This window comes from Streptomyces sp. NPDC050549 (assembly GCF_040655035.1).
Classification (GTDB): domain Bacteria; phylum Actinomycetota; class Actinomycetes; order Streptomycetales; family Streptomycetaceae; genus Streptomyces.
On the sequence record NZ_JBFAJD010000016.1, the window covers coordinates 85754 to 101770 of the forward strand.

General features: G+C 70.7%; 15 protein-coding genes. 7 read left to right on the forward strand and 8 right to left on the reverse strand.

Annotated features, from left to right (window positions below; all coding sequences use genetic code 11):
• Positions 1-2: 2 nt before the first annotated feature.
• From AB0I51_RS23710 to AB0I51_RS23725, 4 genes are all read right to left on the reverse strand, one after another.
• Entirely contained in the window at positions 3-1586 is a 1584-nt protein-coding gene (locus AB0I51_RS23710; protein ID WP_362978147.1) for an ABC transporter substrate-binding protein, read from the reverse strand.
• A 163-nt stretch (positions 1587-1749) separates the two neighbouring features.
• Complete coding sequence (locus AB0I51_RS23715) at positions 1750-2466, reverse strand: ABC transporter permease (protein ID WP_362978149.1); 717 nt, start codon at positions 2464-2466, stop codon at positions 1750-1752.
• 200 nt (positions 2467-2666) lie between these two features.
• Positions 2667-3467 carry a methyltransferase domain-containing protein gene (locus tag AB0I51_RS23720; RefSeq protein WP_362978348.1) on the reverse strand — a complete coding sequence of 267 codons (801 nt, stop codon included), beginning with the start codon at positions 3465-3467 and terminating at the stop codon, positions 2667-2669.
• 5 nt (positions 3468-3472) lie between these two features.
• A complete protein-coding gene (locus AB0I51_RS23725) occupies positions 3473-4507 on the reverse strand; it encodes an ABC transporter substrate-binding protein (protein ID WP_362978151.1) in 1035 nt (344 codons plus the stop codon).
• Between the two features lie 157 nt (positions 4508-4664).
• Between AB0I51_RS23725 and AB0I51_RS23730 the strand changes: the two genes are divergently transcribed.
• Positions 4665-5423, forward strand: coding sequence for an ABC transporter ATP-binding protein (locus AB0I51_RS23730; RefSeq protein ID WP_362978153.1), 759 nt, complete (start codon positions 4665-4667; stop codon positions 5421-5423).
• Between the two features lie 191 nt (positions 5424-5614).
• The gene (locus tag AB0I51_RS23735; RefSeq protein ID WP_362978155.1) at positions 5615-8143 is read left to right on the forward strand and encodes a beta-L-arabinofuranosidase domain-containing protein; all 2529 of its coding nucleotides are present in this window, start codon (positions 5615-5617) and stop codon (positions 8141-8143) included.
• Between the two features lie 5 nt (positions 8144-8148).
• Here AB0I51_RS23735 and AB0I51_RS23740 read toward each other — a convergent pair whose 3' ends face one another.
• Positions 8149-8631, reverse strand: coding sequence for a VOC family protein (locus AB0I51_RS23740; protein WP_362978157.1), 483 nt, complete (start codon positions 8629-8631; stop codon positions 8149-8151).
• Between the two features lie 133 nt (positions 8632-8764).
• Between AB0I51_RS23740 and AB0I51_RS23745 the strand changes: the two genes are divergently transcribed.
• From AB0I51_RS23745 to AB0I51_RS23755, 3 genes are all read left to right on the forward strand, one after another.
• Entirely contained in the window at positions 8765-9973 is a 1209-nt protein-coding gene (locus tag AB0I51_RS23745) for an epoxide hydrolase family protein (protein WP_362978159.1), read from the forward strand.
• A 123-nt stretch (positions 9974-10096) separates the two neighbouring features.
• Positions 10097-10750, forward strand: coding sequence for an ATP-dependent Clp protease proteolytic subunit (locus tag AB0I51_RS23750; protein ID WP_362978161.1), 654 nt, complete (start codon positions 10097-10099; stop codon positions 10748-10750).
• Between the two features lies 1 nt (position 10751).
• Positions 10752-11354: an ATP-dependent Clp protease proteolytic subunit gene (locus tag AB0I51_RS23755; protein ID WP_362978163.1), complete on the forward strand. Its 603-nt coding sequence runs from the start codon at positions 10752-10754 to the stop codon at positions 11352-11354.
• A 10-nt stretch (positions 11355-11364) separates the two neighbouring features.
• Here the strand turns inward: AB0I51_RS23755 and AB0I51_RS23760 are convergent, their stop codons facing one another.
• Positions 11365-11754, reverse strand: coding sequence for a helix-turn-helix transcriptional regulator (locus AB0I51_RS23760; protein WP_362978165.1), 390 nt, complete (start codon positions 11752-11754; stop codon positions 11365-11367).
• An 87-nt stretch (positions 11755-11841) separates the two neighbouring features.
• Here AB0I51_RS23760 and AB0I51_RS23765 point away from each other — a divergent pair, with 87 nt between their 5' ends.
• Positions 11842-12615 (forward strand): class I SAM-dependent methyltransferase, encoded by a 774-nt coding sequence (locus tag AB0I51_RS23765; protein ID WP_362978167.1) that lies wholly within the window; start codon positions 11842-11844, stop codon positions 12613-12615.
• Positions 12616-12744: 129 nt separating this feature from the next.
• Here the strand turns inward: AB0I51_RS23765 and AB0I51_RS23770 are convergent, their stop codons facing one another.
• Positions 12745-13206, reverse strand: a complete 462-nt coding sequence (locus AB0I51_RS23770; RefSeq protein ID WP_362978169.1) for an ATP-binding protein — start codon at positions 13204-13206, stop codon at positions 12745-12747.
• 80 nt (positions 13207-13286) lie between these two features.
• Positions 13287-14540, reverse strand: a complete 1254-nt coding sequence (locus AB0I51_RS23775) for a DUF6777 domain-containing protein (protein ID WP_362978171.1) — start codon at positions 14538-14540, stop codon at positions 13287-13289.
• 162 nt (positions 14541-14702) lie between these two features.
• Between AB0I51_RS23775 and AB0I51_RS23780 the strand changes: the two genes are divergently transcribed.
• Positions 14703-15992 (forward strand): streptophobe family protein, encoded by a 1290-nt coding sequence (locus tag AB0I51_RS23780; RefSeq protein WP_362978173.1) that lies wholly within the window; start codon positions 14703-14705, stop codon positions 15990-15992.
• The last annotated feature ends 25 nt before the right edge of the window (positions 15993-16017 follow it).

Consider the following 16017-nt stretch of genomic DNA (forward strand, 5'->3'; position numbering starts at 1 on the left):
GGTCAGGCTCCCTTCAGGCCGATGCCCAGGTAGTCGAACTCGAAGCCGTGCTCGGCGTATCCGCGTACCTTGCGGGAGATGCCGACGAGCCGGTCGGCGAACATCGGGGTCATGGCCCCGCCCTTCTCGATCACCAACGTCTGTGCCTCGCCGTACAGTTCGCGCCGTTTGGTGTCGTCGAGCTCGGCGCGGGCCCGGTCGAGGACCACGTCGAAGCCCTTGTCGGACCAGGCGGTCTCGTTGTAGGAGGAGCCGCTGCGGAAGATCTGGGTGAAGAGCTGGTCGACGGGGCGGCCCGTGAACCAGTAGGTCGCCATCAGCGGCTTCTTCATCCAGATCTGCGTGTAGTAGGAGTCCGCGGAGGCCGTCTTGACCTTGATGCGGATGCCGGCCCGCTTCGCGGAGTCCTGGTAGGCGAGGGCCATCGGCGTGAACAACGGGTCGTAGGAGGAGGTGTAGAGGTCCATCGCCAGGCCCTCGTGGCCCGCCCGCTTGAGCAGGTACTTCGCCCGCTCCGGGTCGTGCTTGGGGTGTGCGGAGATGTGGGCCGGGTCGCTGGGCGGCACCGGGTTGTCCCAGCCCGCCGTGCCCGCGCCCTGGAGGGCGACCTGCACGACGTGCTCGGGGTCGTAGGCGAGCTTCATCGCCTGGCGGACGCGGATGTCGGTGAAGGGCTTCTCGGTGGTGAGCATCGGGAGGACGTACCACTGGGCGTTCTTCACGCGGGCGATGGTGGCGCGGTCCGAGGCGGCGACCACGCGGGCGGTCGCGAAGTCGAGGTTGGTCTGGGAGAGCAGGTCCACCTGCCCTGCCAGCAAGGCGTTCGAGCGGGCCGACATGTCGGCGACCGAGTAGAAGGCGATCGCGTCGAGGACGGGGCGGCCCGCCCAGTGGTCCGTGTACGCGGTGACGCGGCCGGGGCCCGCCGGGGCGAACGACTCCAGCTTGAAGGGGCCGGTGCCGATGCCGGTGCGGCCGATGGACTTCGCGCTGCCGTCGGGGACGACGTAGCAGTTGTAGTGCGTCAGCAGGCTGGGGAACTCGGCGTTCGGGGTCTTGAGGGGGACGACGAGGGTGTGGGCGTCGGGCGTGCCCAGCTTCGCCGGGTCGATGAGCGGGGCGAGGACCGCGGCCTGCGGGGACGCCGTCGCCTTGTCGAGGATGTGGCGGAGTGTGTAGGCGGCGTCGGCGGAGGTGAAGGCGCGGCCGTTGTGGAAGGCGACGCCCTTGCGGAGGCGGAAGGTCCAGGTGCGGGCCTTGGCGTCGGGTTCCCAGGACTCGGCGAGGTCGGGGGCGAGCTCGCCGTTCGTGCCGATGCGGACGAGCCGGTTGTAGAGGGCGCCCAGGTATTCGTACGCGGACAGTGAGCTGGCGGGGTCGAGGGTCTCGGCGTCGGAGGCGGGCGGCCGGGCGATGCGCAGGGTGCCGCCGCGGTCGGGGGCGCCCTTCGCGGCGGCGGCCGGCAGGACGGGGGCGGCCTCCGCCCCGGCACAGCCGGTCAGCAGCCAGGACCCGCCGAGTGCCGCCGCCGAGGCGAGGCCCGCGGTGAGCACCGAGCGGCGGCCCGGGTGGTGGATGTCGGACATGTACCGACCGTCCTTGTCGCTATTCGTTCAACTATTCGTTCAGTCGAACGATTGAGTGAAGTGCGTGAACGATAACGAGGGGATGGTTTTCCGCCAACCCTTCGGGCCCGAAAGTTAACGTCCGAAACGCACTGGTTACCGGGAGGCGTCGCGCGGAGGTCGCTCAGCCGGTGATCTCGCGGGCCCAGGGCAGCAGTGCCCGCTCCGCGAGGACGACGGCGTAGAAGAGCAGCACGCTCATGGTGCTGAGCAGGGCCATCGCCGCGAATGCGAGGGGTGTGTCCGCGTTGCCGCCGGACGCCACGATGACGTAGCCGAGGCCCTGGTCGCCGCCCGCGAACTCGCCGACGACCGCGCCGACGACGGCCAGGGTCACACCGAGGCGCAGACCGGTGAAGACCTGGGGCAGGGCCCAGGGGATACGGAGCTTGCGGTAGGTCTGCCAGCGGGACGCGGTGAGGGAGCGGGCCAGCTCGGTCAGCTCCAGCGGGACCGAGGTCAGCCCGGCCATGGTCGAGACGACCACCGGGAACCAGGCGAGCAGGGCCACCATGAACACCTTCGGGGCCGTGCCGAAGCCGAGCCAGACCACGAGGAGCGGTGCCACCGCGATCTTCGGTACGGCGTTGACGGCGACCAGCAACGGCATGACGGCGCGCTCCACGCCCCGGGACGCGGTGAGCAGTACGGCGGTCACGAGTCCCGCGCCGACGGCCAGGCCGAAGCCGACGGCCGTCTCGGTGAACGTCTGCCAGGTCTGGCGGAGCAGGTAACCGGGCAGTCGGCCGAAGGCGTCGACGACGTCGGGGGGTGCGGGCAGCAGGAACGGCCGGATGTCGAAGACGACGGTCACCAGCCACCAGCCGGCGAGCGCGCACAAGGCCGCGAGGATCGGCGGACCCGCCGACAGGAGGCGCCTCGCGCCGGGGATCTGCGCTCGCAGGACGCGTCCCGCACCGGGGGGTTGCGCTGCCGGAACGCGTCCCGCACCAGGGGCCTGCCCCACAACCCGTTTCGCGCCGGAGGCCCGCGCCGCCAGGGCGCGCCTCAGGCCGAAGGCCCGTGCTGCCGGAACGCGTTTCACGCCGAGGGCCTGCGGCCGATGGTCGAGTAGGTGAAGTGGCCGCGCACCAGCAGCCTGGGGTCGGTGACCAGCCGGTCCAGTTCGGCGAGTTGGGCCTCCGTCATGCCGGCCGCGAGGAAGTCCTCGCGTGCCTGCGCGATGTTCGCGGCGATCAGCAGCGCGCCCGCGGTGCCGCCCGGCCAGGAGCGGGAGTGGATCACGGTGTCCACGTCGGTCAGGCCCGCCTCCAGCATGGCGGCGGGCACCCGTCCGGCCCAGGTGGGGTCGTTGCCGTGGGCGGGCAGGACGCGTTCGACCAGCAACTCGTGGTAGAGGTCGACCAGTTGTGCGGCCCGCGGAGTGGGGGCCGCGAGGACCAGCTTGCGGAAGGTCGTCTCGAAGTCCTCCAGCACCAGCGCGCCACCGGGGGCGAGGGCAGCCGCGAGCCTCCGGAGCACGGCCTCCCGCCCGGGCAGGTGGAGCAGCACCAGCCGGGCGTGGATCACGTCCCAGGGCCCGTCCGGCACCGGGTCCTTCTCCAGGTCGTGCACCAGCACGTCATACGGCGGACTCGCGGGCAGATGGCGGGTGTTGACGTCGGTGGCCAGCACTCGTCCCGTCGGTCCGGTCGCGCGGGTGAGCCAGTCGGCGATGCTGCCGCCCCCGGCGCCGGTCTCCAGACAGCGCAGGCCGGTCAGGTCACCGAGGGTGGAGAGTCGCGCGGCCGTGAAATCGTCCAGGATGGCAGGGAGTTGGCCGTGCCGGTCGGCGGCCTCGGGATGGTCGTTGTCGAAGACGTACGAGAGCGGGGTCTCCACGGCCGTCAACTCGACTTCATGGCGGCGAAGTCGACGACGTCCTGCGGTGTCATCCCAGGTTGGATGACACCGGCCTTCTCCAGGCTGGTGAGGGCGCCCTGCATCCGCGCCTCGGTGATCACGCCGATGTTCGCGGTGCCCTCGGCCGTCACGGCCGGCGTCATCAGCTTGATCTCCTGGGTGGCCGCCGCGGCGTCCGTCTCCGGGTGCTTGGCGTGCAGCAACTTCCCGGCCTCGTCGGGGTGTTGGATCGTGTACTTCAGTCCCTTGAGCAGCGCGGTGCGGAAGCGCTTGACCAGGTCCGGCTGCTTCGCGGCGATGGAGGCCGTGGTGACCGTCGCGTTGCCGAACAGGTCGGGCAGATAGGTGCTGTAGGGGAACACGACGACGTGCTTGGACCTGGCCTGCACGGTGGCCTTCTCGATGGTGGGGCGGCCGATCAGGAACGTGCTGAGCGCGTCGGCCTTTCCGCTCGCGAGGGCCGGGCCCAACTGGACGGGCTGGACGGCGATCCAGCGGATTCCGGCCGTGTCGATGCCGGCCAGCTTGGCATAGCCGGGGAACAGCAGCTGGTTCACGGAATTGGCGGCGGCGGCGATCTTTTTGCCCGTGAGGTCTTTCGGGGTGCTGATGCCCGAGCCCTGCATCGCCATGATGGAGACAAGGGTGCGCTGGTGGATGGCGAGCACGGCTCGGAAGTCGCGATAGGCCGTGGAGTTCTTGGCTCCGGCGGAAATCATCGCGCCCGTCAGGTCGAGGCTGGTGAACTGGGCCTTTCCTGAGGCGAGGGCCTTGAGGTTCTCTCCTGCGGCCTTTCCGAGTTCGATCTTCACATCGATTCCGGCCTGCCGGAAATAGCCCTTCTGCTCGGCCACCCACGCGAAGGCGTCCCGTCCCGCCGCACCGAATGCGGTGACATACGTGAGCTGATCCTTGGCCGAACTCGTGCTCTTGGAGGGCGAGTTGGAGCCACAGGCAGCGGCGGCCAGCACTGTGGCCACCGCACAGAAAACCGTCGCCGTACGGTGTGAACGGATCATGCGACCTCCCCTGAGCGGGAATGGGTGGGGGGGGACGGCGGAAGTCGGTGGGGGGTTATCGCCGGGGTCGCGATCCGGCAAATCGTACGCGTGCATGTCACAATCCAGCAGAGCGATTTTCGGTATTCCGCGCACGGCGGCCGACGGGAGTCGACGCGTGATCGAACTACGGGGTGTGTCCAAGGAGTTCGCACATCGGCGCGGCCGTGTCGAAGCGCTTCAGGGCATCGATCTGGAGGCCGGTGACGGCGAGTTCGTGGCGGTCGTCGGGCGTTCCGGCTGCGGGAAGTCGACGCTGCTGCGGCTGATCGCCGGGCTGGCGGTGCCGACCCGGGGCGAGGTCCTCATGGGCGGCCGTGCCGTCACCGGGCCGCGCGGCGACTGCGCCGTCCTCTTCCAGCGGCCGGCCCTGCTGCCGTGGCGGTCGGTGCTCGACAATGTGCTGCTGCCTGCGGAGATCTCGGGCGACCGGCGCGACGGCTCACGGAAGCGGGCGCTGGGGCTGATCGAGGCGATGGGGCTCGACGGCTTCCAGCGGCGCCTGCCGCACGAGCTGTCCGGCGGAATGCAGCAGCGGGTGGCGCTGTGCCGGTCGTTGATGCAGCGCCCTCGGGTACTGCTGATGGACGAGCCGTTCTCCGCGCTCGACGCGCTCACCCGGGACGAGTTGTGCGCCGAGTTGCAGCGCACGCACCGCGAGCATCCGTCCACCGTCGTCCTCGTCACCCACTCCGTCGACGAGGCGGTCATGCTGGCCGACCGGGTGGTGGTGCTCACGCCCCGCCCCGGCCGGATCCGTACGGTCCTCGACATCACGCTCCCCCGGCCGCGCACCCGCGCCAGGGCCGAGCAGGCGGAGCAACTGGCCTGGCGAGCAGCCGAGTTGCACGCACTGCTACTGAACAGCGACACCTGACACCCGGCCCCCTTGCCGTCCCCACCATCAACTACCGTCCCTCCACGCCCTGTTGACATCACACAGCGGGCGCCTAGCGTGTCCAGCGCACAGCATGTCGCACGACATCCGGGATTTCGAACCGGAGTGGAGCGGTGGAGGGACACCGCCGCCCCGACTCCCAACTCCTCGACATGCGAAGGACATTGGTGATGACCCCACCCCTGGGCAGACGTCAGTTGCTCGCGGCCGCAGGTGCCACCTCGGCCGCCTTCACCCTCACCGGCACGGACGGCACGGCGCACGCCGCCACCGACCGCGCCGCCGCCGAACCCACCGCGGTCCGCCCCTTCCCGCTCACCGCCGTGACCCTGCTGGACAGCCCCTTCCGGGACAACCAGCGCCGCAACTCGGCCTATCTGCGCTTCGTCGACCTCGACCGGTTGCTGCACACCTTCCGTACCAACGTCCGCCTGCCCAGCACCGCCCAGCCCTGCGGCGGCTGGGAGGGGCCCGACGTGGAACTGCGCGGCCACTCCACCGGCCATCTGCTCTCCGGACTCGCGCTCGCGTACGCCAACACCGGTGACACCGACCTGCGCGACAAGGGCCGGACTCTGGTCGCCGAGCTGGCGAAGTGTCAGGCGGCCTCGCCCACCGCGGGTTTCCGCACCGGCTATCTGTCCGCGTTCCCGGAGAGCTTCTTCGACCGGCTGGAGGCCGGGACCGGGGTGTGGGCGCCGTACTACACGATCCACAAGATCATGGCGGGACTGGTCGAGCAGTACCGGCTGACCGGGAACGAGCAGGCCCTCGACGTGGTGCTCCGGCAGGCGCGCTGGGTCGACGCGCGCACCGCGGGACTGTCGTACGAGCGGATGCAGCGGGTGCTGGAGACCGAGTTCGGCGGGATGAACGACGTGCTCGCCGATCTGCACGCCCTCACCGGCAACGCCACCTGGCTCGATGTCGCCGAACGCTTCACGCACGCCAGGGTCTTCGATCCGCTGGCCCAGGGCGAGGACCGGCTCGCCGGGCTGCACGCCAACACGCAGATCCCGAAGATGGTCGGCGCCCTGCGGCTGTGGGAGGAGGGGCTGCCCGAGCGGTTCCGGACGATCGCCGCGAACTTCTGGGAGATCGTCACCGGCCACCACTCGTACGTCATCGGCGGCAACAGCAACGGCGAGGCCTTCCACGAACCGGACGTGGTGGCAGGGCAGTTGTCGGACAACACCTGCGAGAACTGCAACAGCTACAACATGCTGAAACTGACCCGGCTGCTGCACTTCCACACCCCGGACCGCGTCGACCTGCTCGACTTCTACGAACGGGCCCTGTTCAACCAGCTGTTGGGCGAGCAGGACCCGGACTCCGAGCACGGCTTCAACATCTACTACACCGGCCTGGCGCCGGGGTCGTTCAAGCGCCAGCCGTCCTTCATGGGCGCGGATCCGAACGTGTACTCCACGGACTACGACAACTTCTCCTGCGACCACGGCACCGGCATGGAGACACAGGCCAAGTTCGCCGACACGATCTACACGCACGACGACCGCGGTCTGCTGGTCAACCTGTTCGTGCCGTCCCAGGTCGTCTGGCGCGAGCGGGGCATCACCTGGCGGCAGACCACCGGCTTCCCCGACGGCTCCACCACCACGCTGACGGTCACCGCCGGCCGGTCCGCACACCTGCTGCGCGTCCGCATCCCGTCCTGGGCCTCCGGCGCCCGCGTCGCCCTCAACGGCCGTGCCCTGCCCGACCGTCCGAAGCCCGGCACCTGGCTCACCCTGCAGCGGACCTGGCGCGCAGGCGACAGGGTCGAGGTGTCCCTGCCGATGCGTACGGTCGTGGAGCCGACCCCCGACGACCCCGATGTGCAGGCCGTGCTGCACGGTCCGGTGGTGCTGGCCGGAGCGTTCGGCGACCGGGCCGATCCCTGGCTGTCACGCCTGGACGTCGACTCCGTAAGGCAGGAGTCCTCCGACCCGCTGCGTTTCACCGCCCGCGCGGACGACACGGACGTGACCCTGCTGCCGATCGCCCGTGTCCACCACCAGCACTACTCGGTGTACTGGCTGACCGGCGAACCCCCGCCCCCGCCCCCGGAGTTCGCCGCCTGGCACCGCTTCGACGAGACCTCGGGCACGGCAGCGGCCGACGCGACGGGCAACGGCCGTACGGCCCAACTGGTCGGCGGAGCCGCGTGGTCGGCGGACGGCCGGCTCGGTGGCGCGGTGGCCCTCGACGGCGTCGACGGTCATGTCGCGCTCGCCGAGGACCTGTTGGCGGGTGCATCGGCGTACTCGCTCGCCGCATGGGTCCGGCTGGACGGTCGGCCGGGCACCTGGAGCCGGATTTTCGACCTCGGCACCGGCGTCACCGCCAACATGTTCCTGACCCCGCTCAGCGGTGACGGCACCCTGCGGTACGCGATCACCGCGGGCGGGGCGGGCGCCGAGCAGCGCATCGACGCCGAGCCGCTGCCTACGGACCGCTGGGTTCATGTGGCGGTGGCCTACGGCGACGGGACCGCCGTCCTGTATGTGGACGGCGCGGAAGCCGGCCGGAACACCGCCGTCACCGTGGAGCCGCGCCGCTTCGGCAACCACGTCCGGGCCGGATACGTAGGCCGGTCGCAGTACGCCGACCCGTACCTGAAGGGCTCGGTCGACGACTTCCGGGTCTACGGCAGGGCGCTGGGCGCCGCCGAGGTGGCGGCGCTGGCGCAGCCTGCATAGCCGGGTCACTCCCCCGCGAAGGCCTTCTCCAGGGCGGCGAGGTCGAACTTGCTCATCGCCATGAAGGACTCCGTCGCACGGGCGACCTTCGCGGGGTCCGGGTCGGTGATCATGTCGATCAGCCGGGTGGGGACGACCTGCCAGGACAGACCGTACTTGTCCTTGAGCCAGCCGCAGGGCCCGGGCTCGCCGCCGCCCTCGGTGAGCTTGGCCCAGTAGTAGTCGATGTCCTCCTGGTTCTCGCAGGGGATCTGGAAGGAGACCGCCTCGGTGAACTTGAACATCGGGCCGCCGTTCAGCGCGACGAACTTCTGGCCGAAGGCCGTGAACTCGACGGTGAGCACCGAGCCCGCCGGCTGCGGGGCGCCCTCGCCGTAGTGGCTGATGCGGCCGATGCTCGAGTTCTTGAAGATCGACACGTAGAGGTGGGCGGCTTCCTCGGCCTGGCCGTCGAACCAGAGACACGTGGTGAATCCGTCGGTGGTCATGCGTTCCTCCATGGGCTCCTGGGGCATCGAACACGGTCATCTGTATCGACCGGAGCCCTACGCGAAACTCATCGGTCGGGGCGCCGGACAATTCAGGTGGCCGATCCGCCGCCCGGAACTAGGCTCGGACTCCATGACGTCCTCGCAGGCAGACAGCATCCGCCCGTTCCGCATCGACATCCCCCAGGCCGACCTCGACGACCTGTACGCCCGCCTCGACCGCACCCGCTGGCCCGACGAGCTGCCCGGCACCGGCTGGGCGTACGGCGTGCCGGCCGATTACCTGCGGGAGCTGGTGCGCTACTGGCGGCACGAGTACGACTGGCGGTCGGCCGAGGCCGAGCTGAACGCGTGGCCGCAGTTCACGACCACCATCGACGGGTCGAACGTCCACTTCGCGCACATCCGCTCCCCGCAGCCGGACGCCACCCCGCTGATCATCACGCACGGCTGGCCGGGCTCGATCGTCGAATTCGTCGACATCGTGGGCCTGTTGACCGATCCTGCGGCCCACGGCGGCGACCCGGCCGACGCCTTCCACGTGGTCGTGCCCGGCATCCCGGGCTTCGGCCTCTCCGGGCCCCCTGCCGACACCGGCTGGGAGGCGGGCCGCATCGCCGACGTCTGGGCCGAGCTGATGCGCCGCCTCGGCTACGAGCGGTTCGGCGCGCAGGGCGGCGACTGGGGCGCGGCAATCTCCCGCGAGCTGGGCCGTGCCCACCCCGACCGGGTCATCGGCGTCCACCTCAACCTGCTGCCGGGTGCGCAGGCCCTCACCGAGCCCACCCCCGAGGAGCTGGACGCGCTCGGCCCCGAGGAGCGGGCGGACGCCCTGGAGTCCTGGCGCCGCTGGGTCGAGTGGTCGCGCGAGGGCACGGGGTACGCCGTCCTCCACGCCACCCGCCCGCAGACCCTGGCGTACGCCCTCACGGACTCGCCGGTCGGTCAACTCGCCTGGATCGTCGAGAAGTTCAGGGAGTGGACCGACTCGCAGGAACTGCCCGAGGAGGCCGTGGACCGGGACCGGCTGCTCACCGACGTCATGCTGTACTGGCTGACGGGAACCGCCGGTTCGGCCGCCCGGATCTACTACGAGCGGGCCCACGCCACCGGTGCCCGGGCCGCCGCCCCCACCCTCCCGTCCACCACGCCGACCGCGCTCGCGGTCTTCCCCGCCGAGATCCAGATCCCGCTCCGGCACAAGGCCGAACGGACCGAGAACATCGTCCGCTGGACCAAACTCGACCGGGGCGGCCACTTCGCCGCCATGGAGGAGCCGGACCTGCTGGCCGAGGACGTACGGGCCTTCTTCCGACAGCTGCGCGAGAAGGGTGCCGAGTGAGCGGAAGGGGCGACCGGATGACGTCTCTGCCCACGGCGAATCTGCTACGAGCCTAGAAACCCGCAGTTCGGACGCCTACCGACCGACAGTGGAGACACCACAGAGCCTCGACAAGGAGTGCCGATGTCTTCACTCACGGCCGGCTTCGCGCCGGCCCTCATGCCGCGCGCCGAGGAGGGCGACACCCCGCCCTCCCGCTTCGACGACCATCTGGCCGCGCAGCTCCTCGCCCAGCGGATCGTCCTCCTGGGCACCCAGGTCGACGAGGTCTCCGCGAACCGGGTCTGCGCCCAGCTCCTGATCCTGTCCGCGGAGGACCCGCGCACGGACATCAGCCTGTACGTCAACAGCCCCGGCGGTTCGGTGACGGCGGGCCTCGCGATCTACGACACGATGCAGCTGATCCCGAACGACGTCTCCACGCTGGTGATGGGCTTCGCGGCGAGCATGGGCCAGTTCCTGCTGACCGTCGGCGCACCCGGCAAGCGCTATGCCCTCCCCCACGCGCGGGTCATGATGCACCAGCCCTCGGCGGGCATCGGCGGCACCACCGCCGACATCGAGATCCAGGCGGAGAACCTGGAGCACACGAAGCGGACCATCGAACGCCTCACCGCCCGGCACACCGGCCAGAGCGAGGAGACCGTCTCCCGCGACGGCGACCGCGACCGCTGGTTCACGGCCGAACAGGCCAAGGAGTACGGCATGGTGGACCGGGTCGTCGCCTCCCTGGCCGACGTCCGCCCGGCCGCCTCCAAGCGACGGATGGGGCTCTGACATGGGTTCGTACACGATTCCGAACGTCGTCGAGCGGACCCCGCAGGGCGAGCGCTCCTACGACGTGTTCAGCCGGCTGCTGGCCGAGCGGATCATTTTCCTCGGCACCGAGATCGACGACGGCGTCGCCAATGTCGTCATCGCGCAGCTCCTCCATCTGGAGTCGTCGTCCCCGGAGAGTGAGATCGCGATCTACATCAACTCCCCCGGCGGCTCGTTCACTTCGCTCATGGCGATCTACGACACGATGACGTACGTGCAGGCCCCGATCTCGACGTTCTGCGTCGGCCAGGCCGCCTCCACGGCGGCCGTGCTGCTCGCGGGCGGCGACCCCGGACGCCGGTTCGTGCTGGAGCACGCGCGCGTGCTGCTCGGCCAGCCGGCGAGCGGCGGGCAGCGCGGCATGGTCTCCGATCTCGCGCTCCAGGCGAAGGAGATGGTGCGGATCCGCTCCCAGGTCGAGGAGGTGCTGTCGCGGCACACGCACCACGACATCGCGACACTGCGCGCCGACATGGACCGCGACAAGGTGTTCACCGCGCCGGAGGCCGTGGCGTACGGCCTCGCCGACGAGGTGGTCAGCCGACGCCTCGTCGCGGTCTGACCGACAATCGTCAGGCGGCGACCAGGCACAGCCCGTTGTACGGCGAACTCACCCTGCCCTGACGCCTGTTGCGGTACTGCGTGAACTCGTTCCGGGTCAGCGACAGCAGGTCGCCGAGGTCGAGACCGAGGGCGTGGGCGGCGGCCGCGAGGACCTCCGAGGAGGCCTCCTTGCGACCCCGCTCCACCTCCGAGAGATACGGCATGGAGATCCGGGCGGTGTCGGCCACATCCTTCAACGTGCGCTCCTGGGCGAGGCGTTCACGTCGCAGGACGTCACCGACCAGGTCGCGCCACAGGGGTTCCTTGGGCGCGGGAACCGCCGGCTCCGGCAGGTGGGGGGCCGGCTCGTGCGGGCGCAGGGGGATCACGCGGGCTTGGTTCGGCGCTTGGTTGCTCACCCCCTCAGACTAAAAGCGCTGGACGCCAGGGCAAGGGATCAGCATTCTGCCCTGGGTGGAATCGCCGATCCGAAGGGTGCGGGAACGGTGCTGCGCGACACGTTCGACAGTGCGGCCGAGCGGTACGACCGGGCCCGGCCCCGGTATCCGCGCCCTCTCGTGGCGGAACTGGCCCGGGTGTCGGACCTCGGCCCGGATCGCCGGGTGCTGGAGATCGCTCCCGGGACCGGTCAACTCACCGTCCCGCTGGCCGAGTTCGGCTGCCGGCTGACCGCCGTGGAGCTGGGGCCGTCCCTGGCGGCGGTGGCCCGGCGCAACCTGAGCGCGTTCCCCCGGGTGGACGTGGAGGTGGCGGACTTCGAGCGGTGGGAACTGCCGGACGAGCCCTTCGACCTGGTGGTGACCGCGACGGCGTATCACTGGTTCGATCCCGGGAGGTTCCTGGCGAAGGCGGCGGCCGCCCTACGTCCCGGCGGGCAGCTCGCGGTCGTCACCACCCGCCATGTGGCGGGCGGCACCCAGGAGTTCTTCGACCGGATGCAGCGCTGCTACGAACGCTGGGATCCGAGCACCCGACCCGGCTTCCGCAGTCCCACCGAGGACGAATCCGCCACGCACACCGGGGACTTCGAGCGCTCCGAGCATTTCGAGGGCGTCACGGTGTGGCGCGGTGCGCGGGAGATCACGTACACGACCGACGAGTACCTCGACGTCGTGCTCACCTACTCGGGCCATCTCGCCCTGGACGAGCCCTCGCGCCGGGGCCTCCTGGCCTGCCTCCGGAACCTGCTGGAGACACGGCACGGCGGCCGGGTCACCAAGCGGTACCTCCACGAACTGATCACGGCCACCCGGGCCTGAGGCCTAAGCGCTCCGCCGGAAGTGCCGCGATGCGCCGTCGGACGTCCGCAGCGCCGTCGTAGCTGGTCGCGCAGTTCCCCGCGCCCCTTCAGGGCGCTGCCGAACCGTAGCGGACTTCACCCGACCCGCTTAGCGGTCCTCGCCGCTCAGGCGCAGCACCGCACGCACGCGCTTGCCGACCGGTACCCGTTCGACGGTCACCCGGGCGGCCAGGGCGTGCACGATCTCCAGGCCGTGCCGGCCGATCCGCTCTGGGTCACGGGCGAAGAGCCGGGGCAGGGCGACACTGCTGTCGCAGACGGACACCGTCACCGAGGCGTCGGTGCCCTCCAGTTCCAGGATGTACGGGCCGTTGCTGTGCCGGTCCGCGTTGGTGACCAGCTCGCTCACCACCAACAGCAGTTCGCCTTCGGACCGGTCGTCGATCCTGGCGCACCACTCGGTTCTGAGCTGCTCGAGGAACTGGTGCGTGAAGTGCCGGGCATCGGAGATGCAGCCCGGTTCCCCGGTGTAGTGCGCCGCCCGCCTCAGCGGTTCCACGGGCACGTCGAAACGAGTCGGTATCACTACCCCGTCCCGGTGGTCGATCATGCGTGTCTCTCTCGAAGGCGGGCGCCGGCCTGTTGCTGTCGCACCAGTGCTCGTACCCAGCCCCACGCCGGGCAGTCCCCCTAGAAGAGTGACGGTGAACTCGTCCCCGGGGAAACCGGCGCGCTGAAGCTCGGCACCGAGGCCGACGCGGAGTTCGACGCGGAGTTCGACGCGGATGTCGTCGTCGCACTGGAGGTGACCGATTCGGGCGCGGATGACGAAGCCGACGACTCGGTCGACGGCGACTCGGAGGACGGTGACTCCGAGCTCGGGGACGAGGAGGGGGAGCTCGACGTCGGCGGGCACGGGCTCGTGGACGCACCGGGCGTGCCCGGTGTGCCGGGGGCCGTGGAGGCGCACGGCGACGGGGAGTCGGAGGACGGCGAGGTCGGCGGGGACACGGTCACCGAGGGGCTGGCCGGATTCAGCGGCGGCGGGGTCCGGTGGTCGTGCCGGCCCGTGTCGCCGTGGTGGCGGCCGAACCAGTGCCCGTTGTGGGCGTCGTAGATCACGAAGATGTTGATGACCTGCGGCGCGGGCGTGACCACGACGACGTTCTGCGGCCGGTACGAGGACCAGCTGTCGCCGGTCGGCTTCGGAGTGGTCTGCTGGGCGACGGGCGGCGACAGCGGGTTGCCGCAGGCGCAGCGGACGCGGGGCACGCCGTGGCTGTCGACGAGGACGGCGGTGCCTGCCTGGAGGACGGCCTGGTAGCTGGTGGCGACGCCGTCGCGGTAGCCGTGGTTGGTGACGCGGGTGTCCATGCGCAGCTGTACGGGAGTGAGGGAGCGCAGATAGGCGGGGACTCCGGCGGGCTGGACGCCGACGACCGACGCGAACGCCTTTTCCTTGGCCGGGTTCGCCTGGAGCGCCTTGATCTGCTTCCCCACGTCACAGGTGGCGACGTTCTGGGTGCCGCCGTAGAGGCCGGGTGCGCCGCCGTCGACACCGCGCACGACGTTCGCCGGCTCCGAGGCGGTGGGTGAGGCGGAGACGGGCGGGGCGGAACTCTCGCTCGCCGTGGACTCCGTGAACGGGTCAGGACCGGTCTTCGCCGCGGCCTGCAGAAAGACCTCGCCCTTGCTCGCGGTGTGGGTCGAGCCTCCGTCGGAGCGGGTGAAGACGAGGCCCAGCACCACGGCGGCCACCACGACCGCAGTGAGGATCGCGACGCGTGGCGCCGACTTCCACCACGGGCGGTGCGGTTCCGGCGCCCCGGCGCCACCGCTGCCCGAGGGCTGTGAGGGCGGGCCCGAAGGCGGCTGGGAGGGTCCCGACAGCGGGCCGGAGGGCGGTCCGGTGGGGCGGCCTGAAGACGGAGGTTCGACGCTCACGAGTTCTTCTTCCCGACGCGGTTCTCAGCGGCATTCATGGTGTTCCATCCCGCTTTATCCACAACGATCCCATTGTGTGCTCCGGTACCCGTCCGCCCGCAAGCCGACGCGGACGGCCCTCCCGGCGGGCGCGCTCCCCCGGCGCTGCTTAGCGTGGCAGGCGTGACCCCCCGAACCCCCTCCGACCAGGCAGTCGCCCGCCACGGCTGGGTCCAGGCCCTGAGCACGGTGCTGGCCGGGCTGCTCACCATGGGCGTGGTCGCCGCGCTGGGCCTGTGGGCGGCGGGCGCGACGGACCTCCCCGACGGCGCGTTCCCCCGGGTCGTCACGGCGACCGTGGTGACGGCCGTCGGCGGCACCGTGAAGCTCTCCGGAAACGCGGGCGCGCTCGCCGACACAGAAGCGGGCCTGACGGTCATCCCCCTCTCGGTGACCCTGGCCGGCGCCCTGGCGACCGCGACCGCGTTCCTACGGCCCCTGCGGCACCGTGCCGTCGCGTCGGCCGCGGAGCTGGCGGGCTGGGCCGCCCGGATCGCCGTACTGTGGCTGCTCGGCCTGATCGGGCTGGCCCTCGGCGCGCGCCAGAAGTTCTCGATCTCGCTCGGCAGCGGGACGCTCGGCGACATCGGCGACCTGATCGGTGCCTCGCCCGAGGTCGGCTTCGAGGCGGACGTACCGCAGACGGTGCTGTTCGGTCTGCTGTGGCTGGCCGGGGTACTGGTGCTGGCCCTCCTGGTGTCGCCGGGTGCACCGCTGCCCGCCGGGTTGCTGCGCTTCCACGCGGCCGTCCGCCCGGCAGCGTACGCCGTGGTGACTCTGCTGCTGGCCTACGTCGCGCTCGGCGTCGTCATCGCCCTGCTCACCGCGGTGACACGCGGGAACGTCACCCAGACCTTCGCCCTGATCCTGCTCGGCATGCCGAACCTCGTGTGGCTCACCCTCACGACCGGACTGGGCGCCACCTGGAACGGCCGGGTCCAGGGCCCCTTCGGCCTGCCCATGCCCCACCTGCTGGACGAGGTCCTGCGCACCCCGGACATCTCCACCCTCAACCTGAACTCCCTCGCCGCGTACGACGGCAGGGTGTGGTGGCTGCTGGCGGTGAACGCGGTCCTGCTCCTGTCCGCCGCGTTCCTGATGGCCGTCCGCTCACCGGCCCGCACCCGCGCCTGGCAGCACGCCGTCCACCTGGCGGTCGCCTTCGCCCTCGCGGTCCTCATGATCTGCCTGGTCTGCCGCATCTCCGCCCACTACGGCCTCTCCCTCCTCGGCATCGGCGACGTGGGCGGCGGCCTCTCCGGCGACCTCTTCCTGAAGCCCGAGTTGTGGTCGGCGGTGGGGCTGGCGGCTCTCTGGGGGTTGATCGCGGGCTTCCTGGGCGCCCTGCTGGCAAAGCCGGTACGCCGACACGGCGAGATCGAAATCCCCGAGCAGTCGCAGCGCCCGGCGTGAGAGTGTGCGCCCAGCCGAGGAAAGG

Excerpts from the sequence above, each read along its gene's own strand:
- AB0I51_RS23710 (WP_362978147.1), bottom strand. The coding sequence starts at position 1,586 with ATGTCCGACATCCACCACCCGGGCCGCCGCTCGGTGCTCACCGCGGGC.
- AB0I51_RS23725 (WP_362978151.1), bottom strand. The coding sequence starts at position 4,507 with ATGATCCGTTCACACCGTACGGCGACGGTTTTCTGTGCGGTGGCCACA.
- AB0I51_RS23735 (WP_362978155.1), top strand. The coding sequence starts at position 5,615 with ATGACCCCACCCCTGGGCAGACGTCAGTTGCTCGCGGCCGCAGGTGCC.
- AB0I51_RS23740 (WP_362978157.1), bottom strand. The coding sequence starts at position 8,631 with ATGACCACCGACGGATTCACCACGTGTCTCTGGTTCGACGGCCAGGCC.
- AB0I51_RS23745 (WP_362978159.1), top strand. The coding sequence starts at position 8,765 with ATGACGTCCTCGCAGGCAGACAGCATCCGCCCGTTCCGCATCGACATC.
- AB0I51_RS23750 (WP_362978161.1), top strand. The coding sequence starts at position 10,097 with ATGTCTTCACTCACGGCCGGCTTCGCGCCGGCCCTCATGCCGCGCGCC.
- AB0I51_RS23755 (WP_362978163.1), top strand. The coding sequence starts at position 10,752 with ATGGGTTCGTACACGATTCCGAACGTCGTCGAGCGGACCCCGCAGGGC.
- AB0I51_RS23770 (WP_362978169.1), bottom strand. The coding sequence starts at position 13,206 with ATGATCGACCACCGGGACGGGGTAGTGATACCGACTCGTTTCGACGTG.